This window comes from Pseudomonas sp. S1_E05 (assembly GCF_056337105.1).
This window is the reverse complement of record NZ_JBFRHM010000001.1, coordinates 850597-867272: the sequence shown is the minus strand read 5'-3', so window position 1 is coordinate 867272 and position 16676 is coordinate 850597. Positions and strand designations below refer to the sequence as shown.

Sequence of the window (16676 nt, the reverse complement as noted above, 5' to 3'; positions counted from 1 at the left end):
CATCGTCGACCCAAGGCTCTGGCGGAAAAGGCTTCTGCTGCCAGAAGGATTATTATTGTATGCGTAAACCGATTCTACACAGCGTAAATCGGTTTGTCCGCCTGCTGTATCAAAAGCCCTTTTTCAACGCACGTGCAAGGGGTTTGTTGCACAGGAAAACGCCCGCCAGGATCAATCCGGTCAACGAAAATGCCCAACGCCAACTATCATGGCCGTTGACCGGGCTTTTTGCGCAAAGCGTGTCCGGCAAGCAGCCCCACGCCAACGAGACAGACTCCACGCATGCCCCTGATCGTCAAACACCGCCGCACACGCCGCACCCGCCGGCTGGTGACACTGCTCAGCGGCCTGCTGCCGATCGGGCTGGGGGTCGCCATCCTTTACTTGCAGGCCGGACGCACGCTGGAACACAGCACCCGACTCACCGCCGAAGAAGCCATCCGCCAGTTCGACCTGATGCTCGACAACACTGCCCAGGCTGCCCGGGAGCTGGTGCCACTGGCCGGCCAACCCTGCGAAACAGTGAAACTGGCCCTGCGTGAACAGGTCACCCGAAGGCCGTTCGTGCGGTCAACGAATCTGGTTTGGGAAGGCAACCTCTATTGCAGCTCGTTGTTTGGCGACTATCAGGAAAAGGTCAATGCCGGCGACTACACACACGGCACCCTGTGGCTGATGAACGGCAACCCGGTCACGCCCGATACGGCGCTTCTGGTGTATCGCCTCAGCGAGGGCAAACAAGGGGCGTTGACCACCCTCGATGGGTATCACCTGAGCAACGTGCTACGCCTGATCGGTCGCAACACCCTGCTGATACTGCGCGTCGGGCCACACTGGTTATCCGCCGACGGCAGCGTCCATGAAGGCGCCCTGCCGTCGTTGCCGGTGGCTGAAAACCAGCTCACCTCCCAGCGCTACGGCTTCACGGTCGCCGCCGGTTTTCCCGAAGGCGAGACCTGGCGCTACATGCGCAGCGAATACCCGTCGCTGTTCAGCCTGCTGATCTTTTTTGGCGCCGTGTCCGCGCTGATCGGGCACGCACTGCAAAAGCGAGCATCGTCTCCCAGCCACGAATTGCGCCGAGCGCTGGATGCGCAGGAGTTCGTGCCGTATTTCCAGCCGGTGGTGCACGGCACCACCAAAAGGTGGTCGGGCGCCGAAGTGTTGATGCGCTGGAATCATCCCAAAGAAGGCCTGGTGCGCCCGGACCTGTTCATTCCGTTTGCCGAGCATTGCGGCCTGATCGTGCCGATGACGCGCTCATTGATGCAGCAAACCGCGCAGTTGCTCGGCCCGCTGTCCACTTCATTCGCTGACCCCTTGCACATCGGCATCAACATCACAGCCAGCCACTGCCAGGACCTGCAACTGGTCGAAGATTGCCGGGCGTTTCTCGACGCCTTCACACCGGGCTCGATTCATCTGGTGCTGGAGCTCACCGAGCGCCAGTTGATCGAGCCCACGCCCGTGACCCTGCAACTGTTTGATCAGCTGCGGGCGCTGGGCGTGAAGATCGCCATCGACGACTTCGGCACCGGGCATTGCAGCCTGGGTTACTTGCGCCAGTTCAACGTGGACTTCCTGAAAATCGACCAGAGTTTTGTCGCCATGATCGGCGCCGACGCCCTGTCCCGACACATTCTGGACAGCATCATCGAGCTGTCGGCCAAGCTTGACCTGGGCATCGTCGCCGAGGGCGTGGAAACCCACGAGCAAAGTGATTACCTGAGCGCCCACGGCGTTAACTTCCTGCAAGGTTATCTGTTTGGCCGACCGATGCCTCCGGCAGATTTCATTAACGCATTAACTCACCATTAACTAGCGCTTTTATGCGATGAAACAACCTGACGGCCTGTCCTTTTGAAACAACACGGCCGATCTTGTTACATGAAGAAAAAGTCACGATTTACTCTTCAGCCATTAACTACTACAATTTTTCTTGCCTGCGCTAGATTGGCAGGTGAGCCACTTATCACCGAGTCGCTTCAAGGCCCTTGCTTATAGCTTTGTTTGCGGTTGGTCTCAGCCAAACACACTATTGGAGTAAAGATATTGTCCAGACTCGCTGAATTTCGTGCAGCTGAAAAGGCCCTTCAAGAACAGCTCAAACAGCTGGAATCCCTGAAGAACGACGCCGGGCTCAAGAAAGAAATCGAATTCGAAGAAAAGCTCCAGGGGCTGATGAAAACCTACGGCAAGAGCCTGCGTGACATCATCGCCATTCTCGATCCGAATCCAAAGTCCGGCCTTCAGCAGGCTGCTGCACCCAAAACCCGCCGCGCTCGCGTGGTCAAGGTCTATCAGAACCCACACACTGGCGAACTGATCGAAACCAAGGGTGGCAACCATCGCGGGCTGAAAGCCTGGAAGGAAGAATACGGCGCCTCCACCGTTGATTCCCGGCTGCGCGGCTGATCACTCGTGGTAGGAAAAAGCCCTGCTCGATGCAGGGCTTTTTTATGGATGCTCAGTTGCAACGATTTGAATCGATCAGTGTTCTAGTTACCGTTCAACTTTGTATTTAATCCCTTTGGGCATCTAAAAATGGCGCAATGCACGATGGTGCAATTGCTCCAATTAAAGTTGCAGGCTGTTACGGGCCGACGCTATTTCGTCCTCGCTGGCCTTATAAGCCTCGGCTTGCCCAGCGTAGGAAAAAACATACGCCTTATCCGCACCCAGCGCTGCCACCAATGTTTGTGAGAGCACATGTCGGCCATTCTGGGTAATGGTGCAGGTGGTTTCCAGCGCCGCTAGCCGGCTCAAGGTCGCCGTATGGATTTTAGTGCAGACGCTTTGATAGCCACCCTGGAAAAAGTCCTTCTGCACCGACTTGCGCATCTCCAGCAACACGCCTTGCAAATTGACCTGATGACCACTTTCCACAGGCGTCGTGGTCAACTCCATCACCATGACGGGCGTGCCACCCTCATCATGTTTCACCGCCCGCTGGCGAGACACCTGAGGCCGGGCGTCGTCCTGAGGCACCGTTTCGATCTCCCAGCCCTTCGGCCAGGTCACCGTGGGCGCATCAGCCTGCGCCTCGGCGATACCCATCAGCAGACCCAACAGAACGAACAGCAGTTTAGGGGATCGGATCATTGCAATGAACACTCGCGGATTGAACCGCAAAGTCTGAGCCCAGGCCATCGCTCAGGCAATAGCAGACGCTTGGGGGTTTGGTGATGCCAGCCCCCTTGCGTATCATTGGCACCATTATTTAGCCCAACTTGTTGACGGAGGGCCCATGAGCCTGCACGAATTGAACACCTTCCCCGGCGTCACCGCCCAACCGGACAGCGCCACCCGCCAGTTCGTCTTCAACCACACCATGCTGCGGGTCAAGGACATCACCAAGTCCCTGGATTTCTACACGCGCATCCTCGGGTTCTCGCTGGTGGAAAAACGTGACTTCCCGGAAGCCGAGTTCAGCCTGTACTTCCTGGCGCTGGTGGACAAGGACCAGATCCCGGCCGACGCCGCCGCGCGCACCGAGTGGATGAAGTCGATCCCCGGCATCCTGGAACTGACCCACAACCACGGCACCGAAAACGACCCGGACTTCGCCTACCACAACGGCAACACCGACCCGCGCGGTTTTGGCCACATCTGCATCTCGGTGCCGGACATCGTCGCCGCGTGCGAACGCTTCGAAGCCCTGGGCTGCGACTTCCAGAAACGCCTCTCGGATGGCCGCATGAAGAGCCTGGCCTTCATAAAGGACCCGGATGCCTACTGGGTTGAAATCATTCAGCCTGCGCCGCTATAAGTCAGTACCAGGCGCGGTGAAACTGTGGGAGCGGGCTTGCTCGCTCCCACAGGTTAAACTTTCAAAGGTTGATTGGTGCAAGACACAAAAAACCCCATGATCACTCATGGGGTTTTGTGTTTCAGGGCCTGGCGTTACGCCGGGGCCGAGGTGCGGATCAGGTGGTCGAATGCGCTCAGGGAAGCCTTCGCGCCCTCGCCCACTGCAATCACAATCTGCTTGTACGGCACGGTGGTCACGTCACCGGCGGCGAACACACCCGGCAGCGAGGTCTCGCCACGGGCGTCTACGATGATCTCGCCGCGAGGCGACAACTCGACAGTGCCCTTGAGCCAGTCGGTGTTGGGCAGCAGGCCGATCTGCACGAAGATGCCTTCGAGGTTGACCGTGTTGAACTCGCCCGAATCGCGGTCCTTGTACACCAGGCCCGTGACCTTCTCGCCGTCACCCTTCACTTCGCTGGTCAGCGCACTGGTGATGACATCGACGTTGGGCAGGCTGAACAGTTTGCGTTGCAACACCGCATCGGCGCGCAGCTTGCTATCGAACTCCAGCAGCGTGACGTGGCTGACGATACCCGCCAGGTCGATGGCCGCTTCGACGCCGGAGTTGCCGCCGCCAATCACCGCCACACGCTTGCCCTTGAACAGCGGACCGTCGCAGTGCGGGCAGAAGCACACGCCCTTGGCTTTATATTCCTGCTCCCCCGGCACGCCCATTTCACGCCAGCGAGCGCCGGTGGCCAGGATCAGCGCCTTGGTTTTCAGGCTGGCACCGCTTTCGAAGCGCACTTCGTGCAACTCGCCAGGGTTCTTCGCCGGGATCAGCGCGCTGGCCCGTTGCAGGTTCATGATGTCGACGTCGTACTGCTTGACGTGTTCTTCCAGGGCACTCGCCAGTTTCGGCCCTTCGGTCTCCTGCACGGAAATGAAGTTTTCGATGGCCATGGTGTCCAGCACCTGGCCGCCGAAACGTTCCGCTGCAACACCCGTGCGAATGCCTTTACGGGCGGCGTAGATCGCCGCCGAAGCACCGGCTGGGCCACCGCCGACCACCAGCACGTCAAAGGCTTCCTTGGCGCTGATCTTCTCGGCTTGGCGCTCAGCGCCGCTCGTGTCGATCTTGGCGAGGATTTCTTCCAGGCCCATGCGGCCCTGGCCGAACACTTCGCCGTTCAGGTAGATGCTCGGCACGGCCATGACCTTGCGATCGTCGACCTCAGCCTGGAACAGCGCGCCGTCGATGGCGACGTGGCGGATGTTCGGGTTCAGCACCGCCATCAGGTTCAACGCCTGGACCACATCCGGGCAGTTCTGGCAGGACAGCGAGAAGTAAGTTTCGAAGTTGAACTCGCCTTTAAGCGAACGGATCTGTTCGATCACTTCGGCACTGGCTTTCGATGGGTGGCCGCCGACTTGCAGCAGCGCCAGCACCAGGGAAGTAAATTCATGGCCCATCGGGAGGCCGGCAAAACGCAGGCTGATGTCCTGGCCTGGGCGATTGATCGAGAACGATGGCTTGCGAGCATCGTTACCGCTGTCGATCAAGGTGATGAGTGTGGAAAGGCTGGCAACGTCTTTCAACAGGTCGAGCATTTCCTGGGATTTCGCACCGTCGTCGAGCGAAGCAACGATCTCGATCGGTTGGGTGACCCGTTCCAGGTACGATTTCAACTGGGCTTTAAGATTGGCGTCCAACATACGGGCGATTTCCTTTATCAAATTCTTTGCATAAAAAAACGCCCGAGCGAATCTCGCCCGGGCGTTTTCAGAGGGCGGTGCAGCTTACTGAGTAGGTGCGGTGAACCGCCCTGCGGAGCGTGTCACTGACTTAGATCTTGCCGACCAGGTCCAGGGACGGAGCCAGAGTGGCCTCGCCTTCTTTCCACTTGGCTGGGCAAACCTGGCCTGGGTGAGCAGCGACGTATTGAGCAGCCTTGATTTTGCGCAGCAGCTCGGAAGCGTCACGGCCAACGCCGCCATCGTTCAGCTCAACGATTTTGATCTGGCCTTCAGGGTTGATCACGAAGGTGCCACGGTCAGCCAGGCCAGCTTCTTCGATCAGCACGTCGAAGTTGCGGGAGATGGCGTGGGTTGGGTCGCCGATCATGGTGTACTGGATTTTGCCGATGGCTGGCGAAGTGTTGTGCCAGGCAGCGTGAGCAAAGTGGGTGTCAGTGGAAACGCTGTAGATTTCGACGCCCAGTTTCTGGAATTCGTCGTAGTTGTCAGCCAGGTCTTCCAGCTCGGTTGGGCAAACGAAGGTGAAGTCGGCTGGGTAGAAGAACACGACAGACCACTTGCCTTTCAGGTCAGCGTCCGACACTTTTACGAAGTCGCCGTTTTTGAAGGCGTCAGCTTTGAACGGTTTAACTTGGCTGTTGATGATAGGCATCGATGACTCTCCGTCAGGGGTTGTGAAGTTGATGGAGAGGACTTTACCGGCTCAGGCAGCGATTGGCTCATTGGCAAACCTGATGCTGCTGATCGGTTTTGGCTATTAGCGGATGTTATTAATAGAAGAAATTGGTATCTAGCTGTCGCTGAGGGTGACCTGTAGGAGCGAGCTTGCTCCTACAGGGGATTCACATCAGACCGGGGTGCGCATCGTCACGAACTCTTCCGCCGCCGTCGGGTGCACGCCGATGGTGTCGTCGAAGTCGCGCTTGGTGGCGCCGGCCTTCAGGGCGATGGCCAGGCCTTGCACGATCTCGCCGGCGTCAGGGCCGACCATGTGGCAGCCCAGCACCTTGTCGGTCTTGCCGTCCACCACGAGCTTCATCAGGCTGCGCTCCTGGCAATCGGTCAGGGTCAGTTTCATTGGCCGGAAACGGCTCTCGAAAATCACCACCTCATGCCCGGCCGCGCGGGCCTCTTCTTCGGAGAGGCCAACAGTGCCGATGTTCGGCAGGCTGAACACCGCCGTCGGGATCATCTTGTAATCCACCGGACGATACTGCTCAGGCTTGAACAGGCGGCGCGCCACGGCCATGCCTTCGGCCAGCGCCACAGGGGTGAGCTGGACGCGGCCAATGACGTCGCCCAGGGCCAGGATCGACGGTTCGGCCGTCTGATACTGCTCGTCGACTTCGACAAAGCCCTTGTCATTGAGCTTGACCCCGGTATTTTCCAGCCCCAGGTTGTCCAGCATCGGACGCCGACCTGTGGCGTAGAAGACGCAGTCGGCCTCCAGTACGCGACCGTCCTTGAGCGTCGCCTTGAGGCTGCCGTCGGCGAGCTTTTCGATGCGCTCGATGTCGGCATTGAATTGCAGGTCCATGCCGCGCTTGGTCAGCTCTTCCTGCAAGTGCTTGCGGACCGAGCCGTCGAAGCCGCGCAGGAACAGGTCACCGCGATACAGCAAGGTAGTCTGGGCGCCCAGGCCGTGGAAGATCCCGGCGAACTCGACGGCAATGTAGCCGCCGCCCACGACCAGCACGCGTTTGGGCAGGGTATTGAGGAAGAACGCCTGGTTGGAGCTGATGGCGTGTTCGTGACCCGGGATCTCCGGGATCTGCGGCCAGCCGCCCGTGGCGATCAGGATGTTTTTCGCGGTGTAACGCTCACCGTTGATCTCGACCGTGTGCGGGTCGACGATGCTGGCGTGGCCTTCATGCAACGTCACGCCGCTGTTGACCAGCAGGTTGCGGTAGATGCCGTTCAGGCGGTTGATCTCGCGGTCCTTGTTGGCGATCAAGGTGGCCCAATCGAAATCGGCCTCGCCCAGGGTCCAGCCGAAACCGGCAGACTGCTCGAAGTCTTCGGCGAAGTGGGCGCCGTAGACCAGCAGTTTTTTCGGCACGCAACCAACGTTGACGCAGGTGCCGCCCAGATAGCGGCTCTCGGCCACGGCCACCCTGGCGCCAAACCCCGCCGCGAACCGCGCCGCGCGCACACCGCCGGAACCGGCGCCAATTACATACAGGTCAAAATCAAAGGCCATTGTCTATCTCCTCGGCAGGCCATCAGCATACCCGCCGCCGTTCGTTGGGCAAGCGCAGAAAAACAAAAAGCCACCCGAAGGTGGCTTTCAGTACAAGCAAGCGTGGCGTTATCAGTAAGCCTTGCCGGTCTTGTAGAAGTTCTCGAAGCAGAAGTTGGTGGCGTCGATGTAGCCTTCGGCGCCGCCGCAGTCGAAACGCTTGCCCTTGAACTTGTAAGCCATGACGCAGCCATTCTGGGCCTGTTTCATGAGGGCGTCGGTGATCTGGATTTCACCGCCCTTGCCTGGCTCGGTCTGTTCGATCAGATCGAAAATGTCCGGGGTCAGGATGTAACGACCGATGATCGCCAGGTTCGATGGTGCGTCTTCCGGTTTTGGCTTCTCGACCATGCTGTGTACACGGTAGATATCGTCGCGGATCATCTCGCCGGCGATCACGCCGTACTTGTTGGTTTCCTGCGGGTCGACTTCCTGAATCGCTACGATCGAGCAGCGGAATTGCTTGTACAGCTTGACCATCTGGGTCAGGACGCCGTCGCCTTCGAGGTTGACGCACAGGTCGTCCGCCAGCACCACGGCAAACGGTTCGTCACCGATCAGTGGGCGGCCGGTCAGAATGGCGTGACCCAGGCCTTTCATTTCGGTCTGGCGGGTGTAGGAGAACGAGCACTCGTCAAGCAGCTTGCGGATGCCGACCAGGTATTTTTCCTTGTCAGTGCCCTTGATCTGGTTTTCCAGCTCGTAGCTGATGTCGAAGTGGTCTTCCAGGGCGCGTTTGCCGCGACCGGTGACAATGGAGATTTCGGTCAAACCGGCATCCAGTGCCTCTTCGACGCCGTACTGGATCAGTGGCTTGTTTACCACCGGCAGCATTTCCTTGGGCATGGCCTTAGTCGCTGGCAGGAAGCGAGTACCGTAACCGGCTGCTGGGAACAAGCATTTCTTGATCATAAAAGTCCTTGAAAGGGCTGTGTGTACGAGTTTCGGCGCAGTCTAATCAGGCGGCGTGCACCTTACAATGCCCCGCACTGGCTAACCGATGCCAACATAGAGAAATATTCCAGCGGATAGTTCCGCGCAATTGCTGGAGTGCCATTAGGCATAGCAGAAAATCGCGTCGACGCCGGGAATTCGCAGGCGGCGGATGCGGCCTTTTGACGCTATCATGCCGCCATTCAACCAGCCAACGAGGCAGATAGATGTCGGCAGCAAAAAGCGTCAACGGGTTCCTGATCAATAAAGCGAGCGATGGCCAGTGGTGGGTCGACAGCGCCAACGGCGAGCGCATTGCCGGGCCATTCCCGAGCGAGAAGATGGCCGTTGAAGTGGCCAGCGTGCTGGAACTGGAGCGCCCGACACCTGCGCGGCGCAGCAAGGACACCTGACTTACACCGTCCCCTGTAGGAGCGAGCATGTCGAGGCGTCGAACCGTCGCGATGGGCGTCAACGATGACGCTGGCTGTCTGGATGCCCGCGGTGCCTGAGCCACCATCGCGACGGTGCGACGATTCGACATGCTCGCTCCTACAGGCATCTTGGGAGATTGAGAAAGACATGGCCTTTGGCTATAACCTTTTGCTCACGGCGCTGTCACAGAGTTAGCCCATTATCCTGACGACGACCCAAACATGAATAAACTGCTGCCGTTGATTGCGCTCCTGGCCCTGGGTGGCTGTGCCACCACCGAAACCACGTACCTGGGCAATGGCGAGCAAGGCCTCGCTATCGACTGCTCGGGGGAAGCCAATTCCTGGGCGACGTGTTACGAAAAAGCCGATGCCTCCTGCGCCGGCACCGGCTATCGAATCGTTGGCACCGACGGCACACCGTCTCCCAATGAAGAGGACAAGACGCTGGGGGTCGACATCGGCAACTACAAGAACCGCAGCGTCGTGGTGGTCTGCAAGTAAGGCGCCCTGCCCTACATGTGGATTTCTGCGAACTTGATGCCCAGGCCACGCACCGTCTCGATCAAGTCATCGAGACGTGCGAAGGATTCGACTTCGTCGTTGTCGTCCACCAGAAAATAGCTGCGCCCCGCGCTTTTCTTGAAGAACACAATCCATTGCGCCGGCTCCGCCGGGTTTTGAATCACATGGGTGGCAGAGATTTGACCCTCTGCATGGCGCTCCCGTACCTGCTCTCGCTTCATGCTCGACTCCAGAAGTGACAATGCCGCCAAGCGTTGCTGTGGCGGCATCGGTGCTGACGGGCGGTATTCTATCAGCCGGAAATGCAGGCGGTGGCGGCGTTGCGTACATCCATCGGACGCAGGGGCACATTGGAAATGCGTTCATGCAGCTTGATGCTGCTGCCACCGGAGCGTTCCTCGATATCGAACACTGCGGCCGGGCCCGAGGAAAATTTCTGCGGCACAATCACCCGTACCGCATCCTTGCCTTGCGGCTCGATTTGCAGGGGGCTGCGGCTGCTGGCCAGTTTTTCGCTCAGGCATTGCGCGTACTCATGGGGCTTCTTGCCGGAAATCACGTTCATGGTCGGCAGCGACTCATTGATTTCCTTGACGCTCGCACAACCACTCATCGCCAACGCGCACGGCAAGATCCACACAGCCCATTTCATACAAAACCTCCGACAAAGAGCCTCGGACAGCGCAAATGCTGATTTTCTCCATGGCCCACTGCTTTTTCGTTCATTGAATTTTCGAAATACTTTGTTTAATTGCCAAAGCGATGCCCGGCGGTCGGATAATAACCCGTCCAGGCTGATAAACTGCGCCCAACACACTGGCTATCGTTTTGATTTTGTAGAAAAAGCCCTTTTGGAGGCGCCCCCCATGAAATTTATCCACCAGCGAGAGCACCTCAACGAGGACGACATCGTCGTCATCCAATGCTCGCAGACGTGCAACATCCGTTTGATGAACGACGCCAATTTCCGCAGTTTCAAGAATGGCGGCCGTCACACCTACCATGGTGGCGCGTTCGACACCTTCCCGGCGCGTATTACCGCCCCGAGTACCGGATTCTGGAACATCACCATCGACACCGTCAGCCGCCGGGCAATCAGCGTGACCCGCAAACCGACCCTGACTCACTCGATCAAAATCATCCGTCGTTCCAGCACCAAACTGAGCTGAACGGCCCCCGACGCACAGGCACGACCCATGGCTCAAACCACTAAATACGTCATCAAGTACAAGCTCAACGGTGAGCGCCGCTTCGAGTTTGCCCAACTGGAAAACGGCACCGAAGCAGAAGCCAAGGCAGCCCTGGATGCCTTGCATGGCGCCGGCGACGATGTCATCAGCGAAATCAGCGTCAGCAAGGCGCTGTAATACTGCGCACCATGAACCCGATCACCTTTGATCTGTTTGCCGATGTCGAGCCCGAACAAGCGCCCCGGCGCGAGCAGATTGGCGAACAGTCCTACGTCTTGCGCGGCTTCGCCCTGCCCTGGCTGGAGCAATTACTGCCAGCGCTGGAAACGGTGCTGGCGGTGGCGCCGTTTCGGCAGATGGTCACCCCCGGCGGTTTCACCATGTCCGCCGCGTTGAGCAGTTGCGGCAACTGGGGCTGGACCACCGACCGCAGCGGTTACCGCTATTCGCACCTGGACCCACGTACCCAGGCACCTTGGCCCGAGATGCCCGCTGCTTTTTTCGCCCTCGCCCAGGCGGCGGCGCTGGAAGCCGGTTTTGCCAACTTCGTGCCCGATTCCTGCCTGATCAACCGCTACATTCCCGGCGCGAAAATGTCATTGCATCAGGACAAGGACGAAGCGTCCTACGCGGCGCCGATCGTTTCGGTGTCACTCGGGCTGCCGGCGATGTTTCTGTTCGGTGGATTCGAGCGCAGTGAAAAAAGCCAGCGGGTGCCGTTGTTTCATGGCGACATCGTGGTCTGGGGCGGTGTCGACCGCTTGCGTTATCACGGGATTTTGCCGATCAAGCCAGGCGTGCACCCGCGCCTGGGCGAGCAGCGCATCAACTTCACTTTTCGCACTGCTCATTGATCATTCGAGTTTGACCGCAAGACCCGGAGTGCAGCGACCTCGTCGACTGGTTAATCTGACTCAAACGGATCAACGGACTTCACGCCATGACCACCATCGAGAACGATCCCCGCTGGGCCGCCGTCGTCGCCCGCGATCCCCGCGCCGACGGACAGTTTGTGTATGCGGTGAAAACCACAGGGGTGTACTGTCGCCCGAGCAGCCTGGCCCGCTTGCCCAAACCGCAGAACGTCGAGTTCTTCGATTCAGCCGAGCAGGCCCAGGCGGCGGGTTATCGTCCGAGCAAACGTGCGGTGAAGGATCACAGCGACGGCGCCACGCAACATGCAGCGACGGTCGCCGCGGCGTGTCGCCAGATCGAGTCCGCCGAGCACTTGCCGACCCTGGGCGAGTTGGCCGATGCGGCCGGCTTGAGCAGTTTTCACTTCCATCGAGTATTCAAAACCATCACTGGCCTGACCCCCAAGGGCTATGCCACGGCGCACCGCTCGCGCAAGGTCCGTCAGCACCTGGCGGGGGCAGGTTCGGTGACCGATGCGCTGTATGACGCCGGCTTCAATTCCAACGGGCGTTTTTATGCGGCGGCGGACCAGGTGCTGGGCATGAAGCCCGGTGACTACCGTGCCGAGGGGCAGAACAACGACATCCGTTTTGCCGTCGGCCAGTGTTCGTTAGGCGCAATATTAGTCGCGCAAAGCTCGCGGGGTGTCTGCGCGATTCTATTGGGCGACGATCCGCACCAGTTGGTCTGCGACCTGCAGGACAGGTTTCGCCGCGCCAACCTGATCGGCGCCGACCCCGAGTTCGAGCAACTGATCGCCAGGGTCGTCGGCTTTATCGAAGCCCCGGCCATCGGCCTGGATTTGCCGCTGGACGTGCGCGGCACGGCGTTTCAAGAGCGGGTCTGGCAAGCCCTGCGTGAAATCCCGGTGGGCAGCACCGCCAGCTACGCCGATATCGCCCAGCGCATCGGCGCGCCGAAGGCCGTGCGCGCCGTGGCCCAGGCCTGCGGCGCGAACAGCATCGCGGTGGCCATCCCCTGCCACCGCGTGGTGCGCAGCGATGGCAATCTGTCGGGCTACCGCTGGGGCGTGGAGCGCAAACGCCTGTTACTGGACCGCGAGTCGCACTGAATCAGCGGTTCACATCCACCACCACCCGCCCACGCAACTGGCCGGCGAGCAAACGCGGTGCGGCTTCGATCGCTTCGCTGAGGCCGATTTCGTGACTGATCAGCGGCAGCAACGCGCAGTCCAGATCGCTGGCCAGTCGGTTCCATGCCTCGATGCGTCTGGCCTTGGGCTGGGTCACGCTGTTGATCCCGGCCAGGGTCACGCCGCGCAGAATGAACGGCGCCACAGACGCCGGGAAATCCATGCCCTGGGCCAGGCCGCACGCGGCAACCGTGCCGTTGGCCTTGGTGCTGGCACAGGCGTTGGCCAGGGTGTGGCTGCCCACCGAGTCGATCACCGCCGCCCAACGCTCCTTGGCCAGTGGCTTGCCCGGCTCTGACAACGTGGCACGGTCGATGATTTCATTGGCGCCCAGGCGCTTGAGGTAATCGTGTTCCGAGGTGCGCCCGGTGGAGGCGACTACCCGGTATCCGAGCTTGCTGAGCAAGGCAATGGCAAAACTGCCGACTCCACCGTTGGCGCCGGTCACCAGGACTTCGCCCTGTTCAGGGGCTACGCCGTTATGTTCCAGCGCCAGGATACTCAGCATCGCCGTGTAACCGGCGGTGCCAATGGCCATGGCCTGGGCGGGAGAAAACGGGTGTGGCAGCGGGATCAGCCAGTCGCCATTGAGTCGCGCCTTCTGCGCCAGCCCACCCCAGTGCCCTTCGCCGACACTCCAACCATTGAGTAGGACCTGGTCACCGACCTTGTAGTCCGGATGCCCGCTGCTTTCTACTGTCCCTGCCAGATCGATACCCGGCACCATCGGGAATTTGCGCACCACCGGGCTGCTGCCGGTGATGGCCAGACCGTCCTTGAAATTCAGCGTGCTGTACGCCACCCGCACCGTCACATCGCCCTCGGGCAGTTGATCGTCGTTGATCTGTTGCAGCGAGGCACGGTAACCGCTGTCGTCCTTGTCGATCAAAATACCTTGGAACATGGCTGTCTCCTGCGCATTTGTCGGGTTGTGATGCAATGGAATAACACATTCGCGCCCGATCCCCACACCCGACTTTCGGCCACCCCCACCCCCTGTAGGAGCGAGCTTGCTCGCGATGGGTCCAGCACATCCAGCATCAAGGCGACTGACACGCCGCCATCGCGAGCAAGCTCGCTCCTACAGGGGTGGCGTGGTAAAACCCTCCCTGCCCTGTTTTGATGTCGGAGAAACCTGCAAATGAGCCAATGGCCAGACACCCGAATCATTGACCTGCTGGGGATCGAACTGCCGATCATCCAGGCGCCCATGGCCGGTGCAACCACTGTCGCCATGGTGGTCGCGACGAACGAGGCCGGTGGCCTGGGCTCCCTGCCGGCCGCCATGTTGAGCACCGAGCAACTGCGCGAGGACCTGAAAAGCATTCGCGAGCAATCCAGTCGCCCCATCAACGTCAACTTCTTCTGTCACCAGCCGCCCGCCGGCGATGAACAGCGTGCCCGGGACTGGAAAAATCTGCTGGAACCTTACTACCGCGAACTGGGCGTGGATTTCGACGCACCGACACCCGTGTCCAATCGCGCACCGTTCGATGATGCCACCTGCAAAATCGTTGAAGAACTGCGTCCCGAAGTGGTGAGTTTTCACTTCGGCCTGCCGGAAAAATCCTTGCTCGACCGGGTCAAGGCGACCGGGGCCAAGGTTCTGTCCTCGGCCACCACGGTCGAGGAAGCCATCTGGCTGGAACAGCATGGCTGCGATGCGATCATCGCCATGGGCAACGAGGCCGGCGGCCATCGCGGCATGTTCATCGCCGATGACGTCAGCAGACAGGTCGGTCTCTTCGCGTTGTTGCCGCAGATCGTCGACGCGGTGAAGGTCCCGGTGATTGCCGCCGGTGGCATTGCCGATGCACGAGGTGTTGCCGCGGCGTTTGTGCTCGGGGCTTCGGCGGTGCAAGTCGGCACGGCCTATCTGTTCACGCCAGAAGCCAAGGTCAGCGCTTCCCACCACCAGGCGTTGCGCACCGCAAAAGAAAGCGACACCGCACTCACTAACCTGTTCACGGGCCGCCCGGCCCGGGGCATTTTCAATCGAGTGATGCATGAACTCGGCCCCATGAGCGACAAGGCACCGGCTTTCCCCTTGGCCGGTGGTGCCTTGATGCCGCTGCGCGCCAAGGGTGAAGCTCAGTTCGCCAATCTCTGGGCCGGACAGGCGTTCCGGTTGTCCGTCGAGATGACAACGGCCGAGCTGACCCGGCAACTCGCCAAAGAAGGCCTGGCCAAACTGACTCGCGCCTGATGATCCCTCGTAGCAGCCGTCGCTGGCTGCTACGAGGCAATTCGACGCATCCGATGGATTCCGTTTACAGGCATTTCGCTATATAGTTTTTTACATAGCGATTTATCTCTCGAAATAACTGCCTATAACGGAGCTGTTTTTCATGACCATTCGTGTCTCTGCCGCCCTGCTCGGCGTTTTCACCACGGCCTTCGCTCACGCCGACGAAGTCCAGGTCGCCGTCGCGGCCAACTTCACAGCGCCCATCCAGTCCCTCGCTGCCGACTTCGAGAAAGACACCGGGCACAAACTGGTCACTTCCTTCGGCGCCACCGGCCAGTTCTACACGCAGATCAAGAACGGCGCGCCGTTCGAGGTGTTCCTGTCGGCCGACGACACCACCCCGGCCAAACTGGAAAGCGAGGGTGACACGGTCAAGGGTTCGCGCTTCACCTATGCGGTCGGCACCCTGGCGCTGTGGTCGGCCAAGGACGGTTACGTCGATGCCAAGGGCAAGGTCCTGGCCGACAACCAATACAAGCACCTGTCGATTGCCAACCCGAAAACTGCACCTTACGGCCTCGCTGCCACGCAAGTCCTGGCCAAACAAGGCCTGACTGACCAGGTCAAGGACAAGCTCGTCGAAGGCCAGAACATTACCCAGGCTTTCCAGTTCGTCTCCACCGGCAATGCCGAACTGGGCTTTGTCGCCTTGTCGCAGATCTATAAAGACGGCAAAGTCACCAGCGGCTCGGCGTGGATCGTTCCCGCCAGCCTGCACGATCCGATCAAACAAGACGCAGTGATCATCAACAAGGGCAAGGACAACCCGGCCGCCAAGGCGCTGGTTGACTACCTCAAGGGGCCCAAAGCCGCTGCGGTCATCAAGTCCTACGGCTACGAGCTCTAAATGTCCCTGTCGAGTGCCGATTTTTCCGCAATCTGGCTGACCCTCAAGCTGGCCTCCCTGACCACGGTCATCCTGCTGATTGTCGGCACTCCCGTTGCACTGTGGCTGTCGCGCACCCGTTTCTGGCTGCGCGGCCCGGTCGGCGCCATCGTCGCCCTGCCCCTGGTGCTGCCACCGACGGTGATTGGTTTTTATCTGTTGCTGGCGCTGGGGCCGAACGGCTTTGTCGGCCAGTTAACCCAGTCATTGGGGCTTGGCACCCTGAGTTTCAGTTTTGCAGGCCTGGTCATAGGCTCGGTGCTCTATTCGATGCCGTTTGTGGTGCAGCCTCTGCAAAACGCCTTTTCCGCCATTGGCACCCGCCCGCTGGAAGTGGCCGCGACCTTGCGCGCCAACCCTTGGGACGTGTTCTTCAGCGTCATCCTGCCCCTGGCCCGACCGGGCTTCATCACCGCCGCGATCCTGGGATTTGCCCACACCGTCGGCGAGTTCGGCGTGGTGCTGATGATCGGCGGCAACATTCCCGACAAGACCCGAGTGGTTTCGGTGCAGATCTACGATCACGTCGAAGCCATGGAGTATGCCCAGGCGCATTGGCTGGCCGGAGCCATGCTGGTGTTCTCGTTCGCCGTGTTGCTGGCGCTGTATTCCAGCCGCAAAACCAAAGCCGGCTGGAGCTGA

At 59.9% G+C, this 16676-nt stretch carries 20 protein-coding genes; 12 read left to right on the top strand and 8 right to left on the bottom strand.

The genetic code is table 11. The features are described 5' to 3' along the window. The first annotated feature begins 282 nt into the window (after window positions 1-282). Both AB4N33_RS04150 and AB4N33_RS04145 read left to right on the top strand, forming a co-directional pair. Window positions 283-1818: an EAL domain-containing protein gene (locus AB4N33_RS04150; protein WP_476456512.1), complete on the top strand. Its 1536-nt coding sequence runs from the start codon at window positions 283-285 to the stop codon at window positions 1816-1818. 234 nt (window positions 1819-2052) lie between these two features. After that, window positions 2053-2415 (top strand): histone-like nucleoid-structuring protein, MvaT/MvaU family, encoded by a 363-nt coding sequence (locus AB4N33_RS04145; RefSeq protein ID WP_476456511.1) that lies wholly within the window; start codon window positions 2053-2055, stop codon window positions 2413-2415. Window positions 2416-2577: 162 nt separating this feature from the next. Here the strand turns inward: AB4N33_RS04145 and AB4N33_RS04140 are convergent, their stop codons facing one another. Beyond that, a complete protein-coding gene (locus AB4N33_RS04140) occupies window positions 2578-3102 on the bottom strand; it encodes a DUF4946 domain-containing protein (protein ID WP_460123349.1) in 525 nt (174 codons plus the stop codon). A 145-nt stretch (window positions 3103-3247) separates the two neighbouring features. Between AB4N33_RS04140 and gloA the strand changes: the two genes are divergently transcribed. After that, entirely contained in the window at window positions 3248-3769 is a 522-nt protein-coding gene (gloA, locus tag AB4N33_RS04135; RefSeq protein WP_476456510.1) for a lactoylglutathione lyase, read from the top strand. Window positions 3770-3903: 134 nt separating this feature from the next. On the opposite strand, the gene ahpF is transcribed toward gloA, so the two are convergent. From ahpF to galU, 4 genes are all read right to left on the bottom strand, one after another. Continuing rightward, window positions 3904-5469 carry an alkyl hydroperoxide reductase subunit F gene (gene ahpF, locus AB4N33_RS04130; RefSeq protein ID WP_460123343.1) on the bottom strand — a complete coding sequence of 522 codons (1566 nt, stop codon included), beginning with the start codon at window positions 5467-5469 and terminating at the stop codon, window positions 3904-3906. A 130-nt stretch (window positions 5470-5599) separates the two neighbouring features. Further along, window positions 5600-6163 carry an alkyl hydroperoxide reductase subunit C gene (gene ahpC, locus AB4N33_RS04125; protein WP_017338614.1) on the bottom strand — a complete coding sequence of 188 codons (564 nt, stop codon included), beginning with the start codon at window positions 6161-6163 and terminating at the stop codon, window positions 5600-5602. A 195-nt stretch (window positions 6164-6358) separates the two neighbouring features. Then, the gene (gorA, locus tag AB4N33_RS04120) at window positions 6359-7711 is read right to left on the bottom strand and encodes a glutathione-disulfide reductase (RefSeq protein ID WP_476456509.1); all 1353 of its coding nucleotides are present in this window, start codon (window positions 7709-7711) and stop codon (window positions 6359-6361) included. A gap of 111 nt (window positions 7712-7822) precedes the next feature. Continuing rightward, window positions 7823-8662 carry a UTP--glucose-1-phosphate uridylyltransferase GalU gene (gene galU, locus AB4N33_RS04115; RefSeq protein WP_003182953.1) on the bottom strand — a complete coding sequence of 280 codons (840 nt, stop codon included), beginning with the start codon at window positions 8660-8662 and terminating at the stop codon, window positions 7823-7825. A 248-nt stretch (window positions 8663-8910) separates the two neighbouring features. On the opposite strand from galU, the gene AB4N33_RS04110 reads away from it, so the two are divergent. Together AB4N33_RS04110 and AB4N33_RS04105 are read left to right on the top strand one after the other, a co-directional pair. Then, the gene (locus AB4N33_RS04110; protein ID WP_476456508.1) at window positions 8911-9096 is read left to right on the top strand and encodes a hypothetical protein; all 186 of its coding nucleotides are present in this window, start codon (window positions 8911-8913) and stop codon (window positions 9094-9096) included. Window positions 9097-9339: 243 nt separating this feature from the next. Next, a complete protein-coding gene (locus tag AB4N33_RS04105; RefSeq protein WP_476456507.1) occupies window positions 9340-9621 on the top strand; it encodes a hypothetical protein in 282 nt (93 codons plus the stop codon). An 11-nt stretch (window positions 9622-9632) separates the two neighbouring features. Here AB4N33_RS04105 and AB4N33_RS04100 read toward each other — a convergent pair whose 3' ends face one another. Both AB4N33_RS04100 and AB4N33_RS04095 read right to left on the bottom strand, forming a co-directional pair. After that, entirely contained in the window at window positions 9633-9863 is a 231-nt protein-coding gene (locus AB4N33_RS04100) for a hypothetical protein (protein WP_460123331.1), read from the bottom strand. A 71-nt stretch (window positions 9864-9934) separates the two neighbouring features. Continuing rightward, window positions 9935-10294 carry a hypothetical protein gene (locus AB4N33_RS04095; protein WP_476456506.1) on the bottom strand — a complete coding sequence of 120 codons (360 nt, stop codon included), beginning with the start codon at window positions 10292-10294 and terminating at the stop codon, window positions 9935-9937. A 214-nt stretch (window positions 10295-10508) separates the two neighbouring features. Between AB4N33_RS04095 and AB4N33_RS04090 the strand changes: the two genes are divergently transcribed. From AB4N33_RS04090 to ada, 4 genes are all read left to right on the top strand, one after another. Continuing rightward, entirely contained in the window at window positions 10509-10811 is a 303-nt protein-coding gene (locus tag AB4N33_RS04090; RefSeq protein ID WP_460123325.1) for a DUF1883 domain-containing protein, read from the top strand. Window positions 10812-10838: 27 nt separating this feature from the next. Further along, on the top strand, window positions 10839-11009 hold the full coding sequence (locus AB4N33_RS04085; RefSeq protein WP_476456505.1) for a hypothetical protein: 171 nt from the start codon (window positions 10839-10841) through the stop codon (window positions 11007-11009). Window positions 11010-11020: 11 nt separating this feature from the next. Beyond that, window positions 11021-11686, top strand: coding sequence for a DNA oxidative demethylase AlkB (alkB, locus tag AB4N33_RS04080; RefSeq protein ID WP_476456504.1), 666 nt, complete (start codon window positions 11021-11023; stop codon window positions 11684-11686). Window positions 11687-11772: 86 nt separating this feature from the next. After that, complete coding sequence (ada, locus tag AB4N33_RS04075) at window positions 11773-12819, top strand: bifunctional DNA-binding transcriptional regulator/O6-methylguanine-DNA methyltransferase Ada (protein WP_460123317.1); 1047 nt, start codon at window positions 11773-11775, stop codon at window positions 12817-12819. A gap of 1 nt (window position 12820) precedes the next feature. Here the strand turns inward: ada and acuI are convergent, their stop codons facing one another. Continuing rightward, entirely contained in the window at window positions 12821-13804 is a 984-nt protein-coding gene (gene acuI, locus AB4N33_RS04070) for an acrylyl-CoA reductase (NADPH) (protein WP_476456503.1), read from the bottom strand. A gap of 237 nt (window positions 13805-14041) precedes the next feature. Between acuI and AB4N33_RS04065 the strand changes: the two genes are divergently transcribed. From AB4N33_RS04065 to modB, 3 genes are all read left to right on the top strand, one after another. After that, a complete protein-coding gene (locus tag AB4N33_RS04065; protein WP_476456502.1) occupies window positions 14042-15106 on the top strand; it encodes an NAD(P)H-dependent flavin oxidoreductase in 1065 nt (354 codons plus the stop codon). 142 nt (window positions 15107-15248) lie between these two features. Beyond that, window positions 15249-15995 carry a molybdate ABC transporter substrate-binding protein gene (modA, locus tag AB4N33_RS04060; protein WP_476456501.1) on the top strand — a complete coding sequence of 249 codons (747 nt, stop codon included), beginning with the start codon at window positions 15249-15251 and terminating at the stop codon, window positions 15993-15995. Then, complete coding sequence (gene modB / locus AB4N33_RS04055) at window positions 15996-16676, top strand: molybdate ABC transporter permease subunit (RefSeq protein WP_476456500.1); 681 nt, start codon at window positions 15996-15998, stop codon at window positions 16674-16676.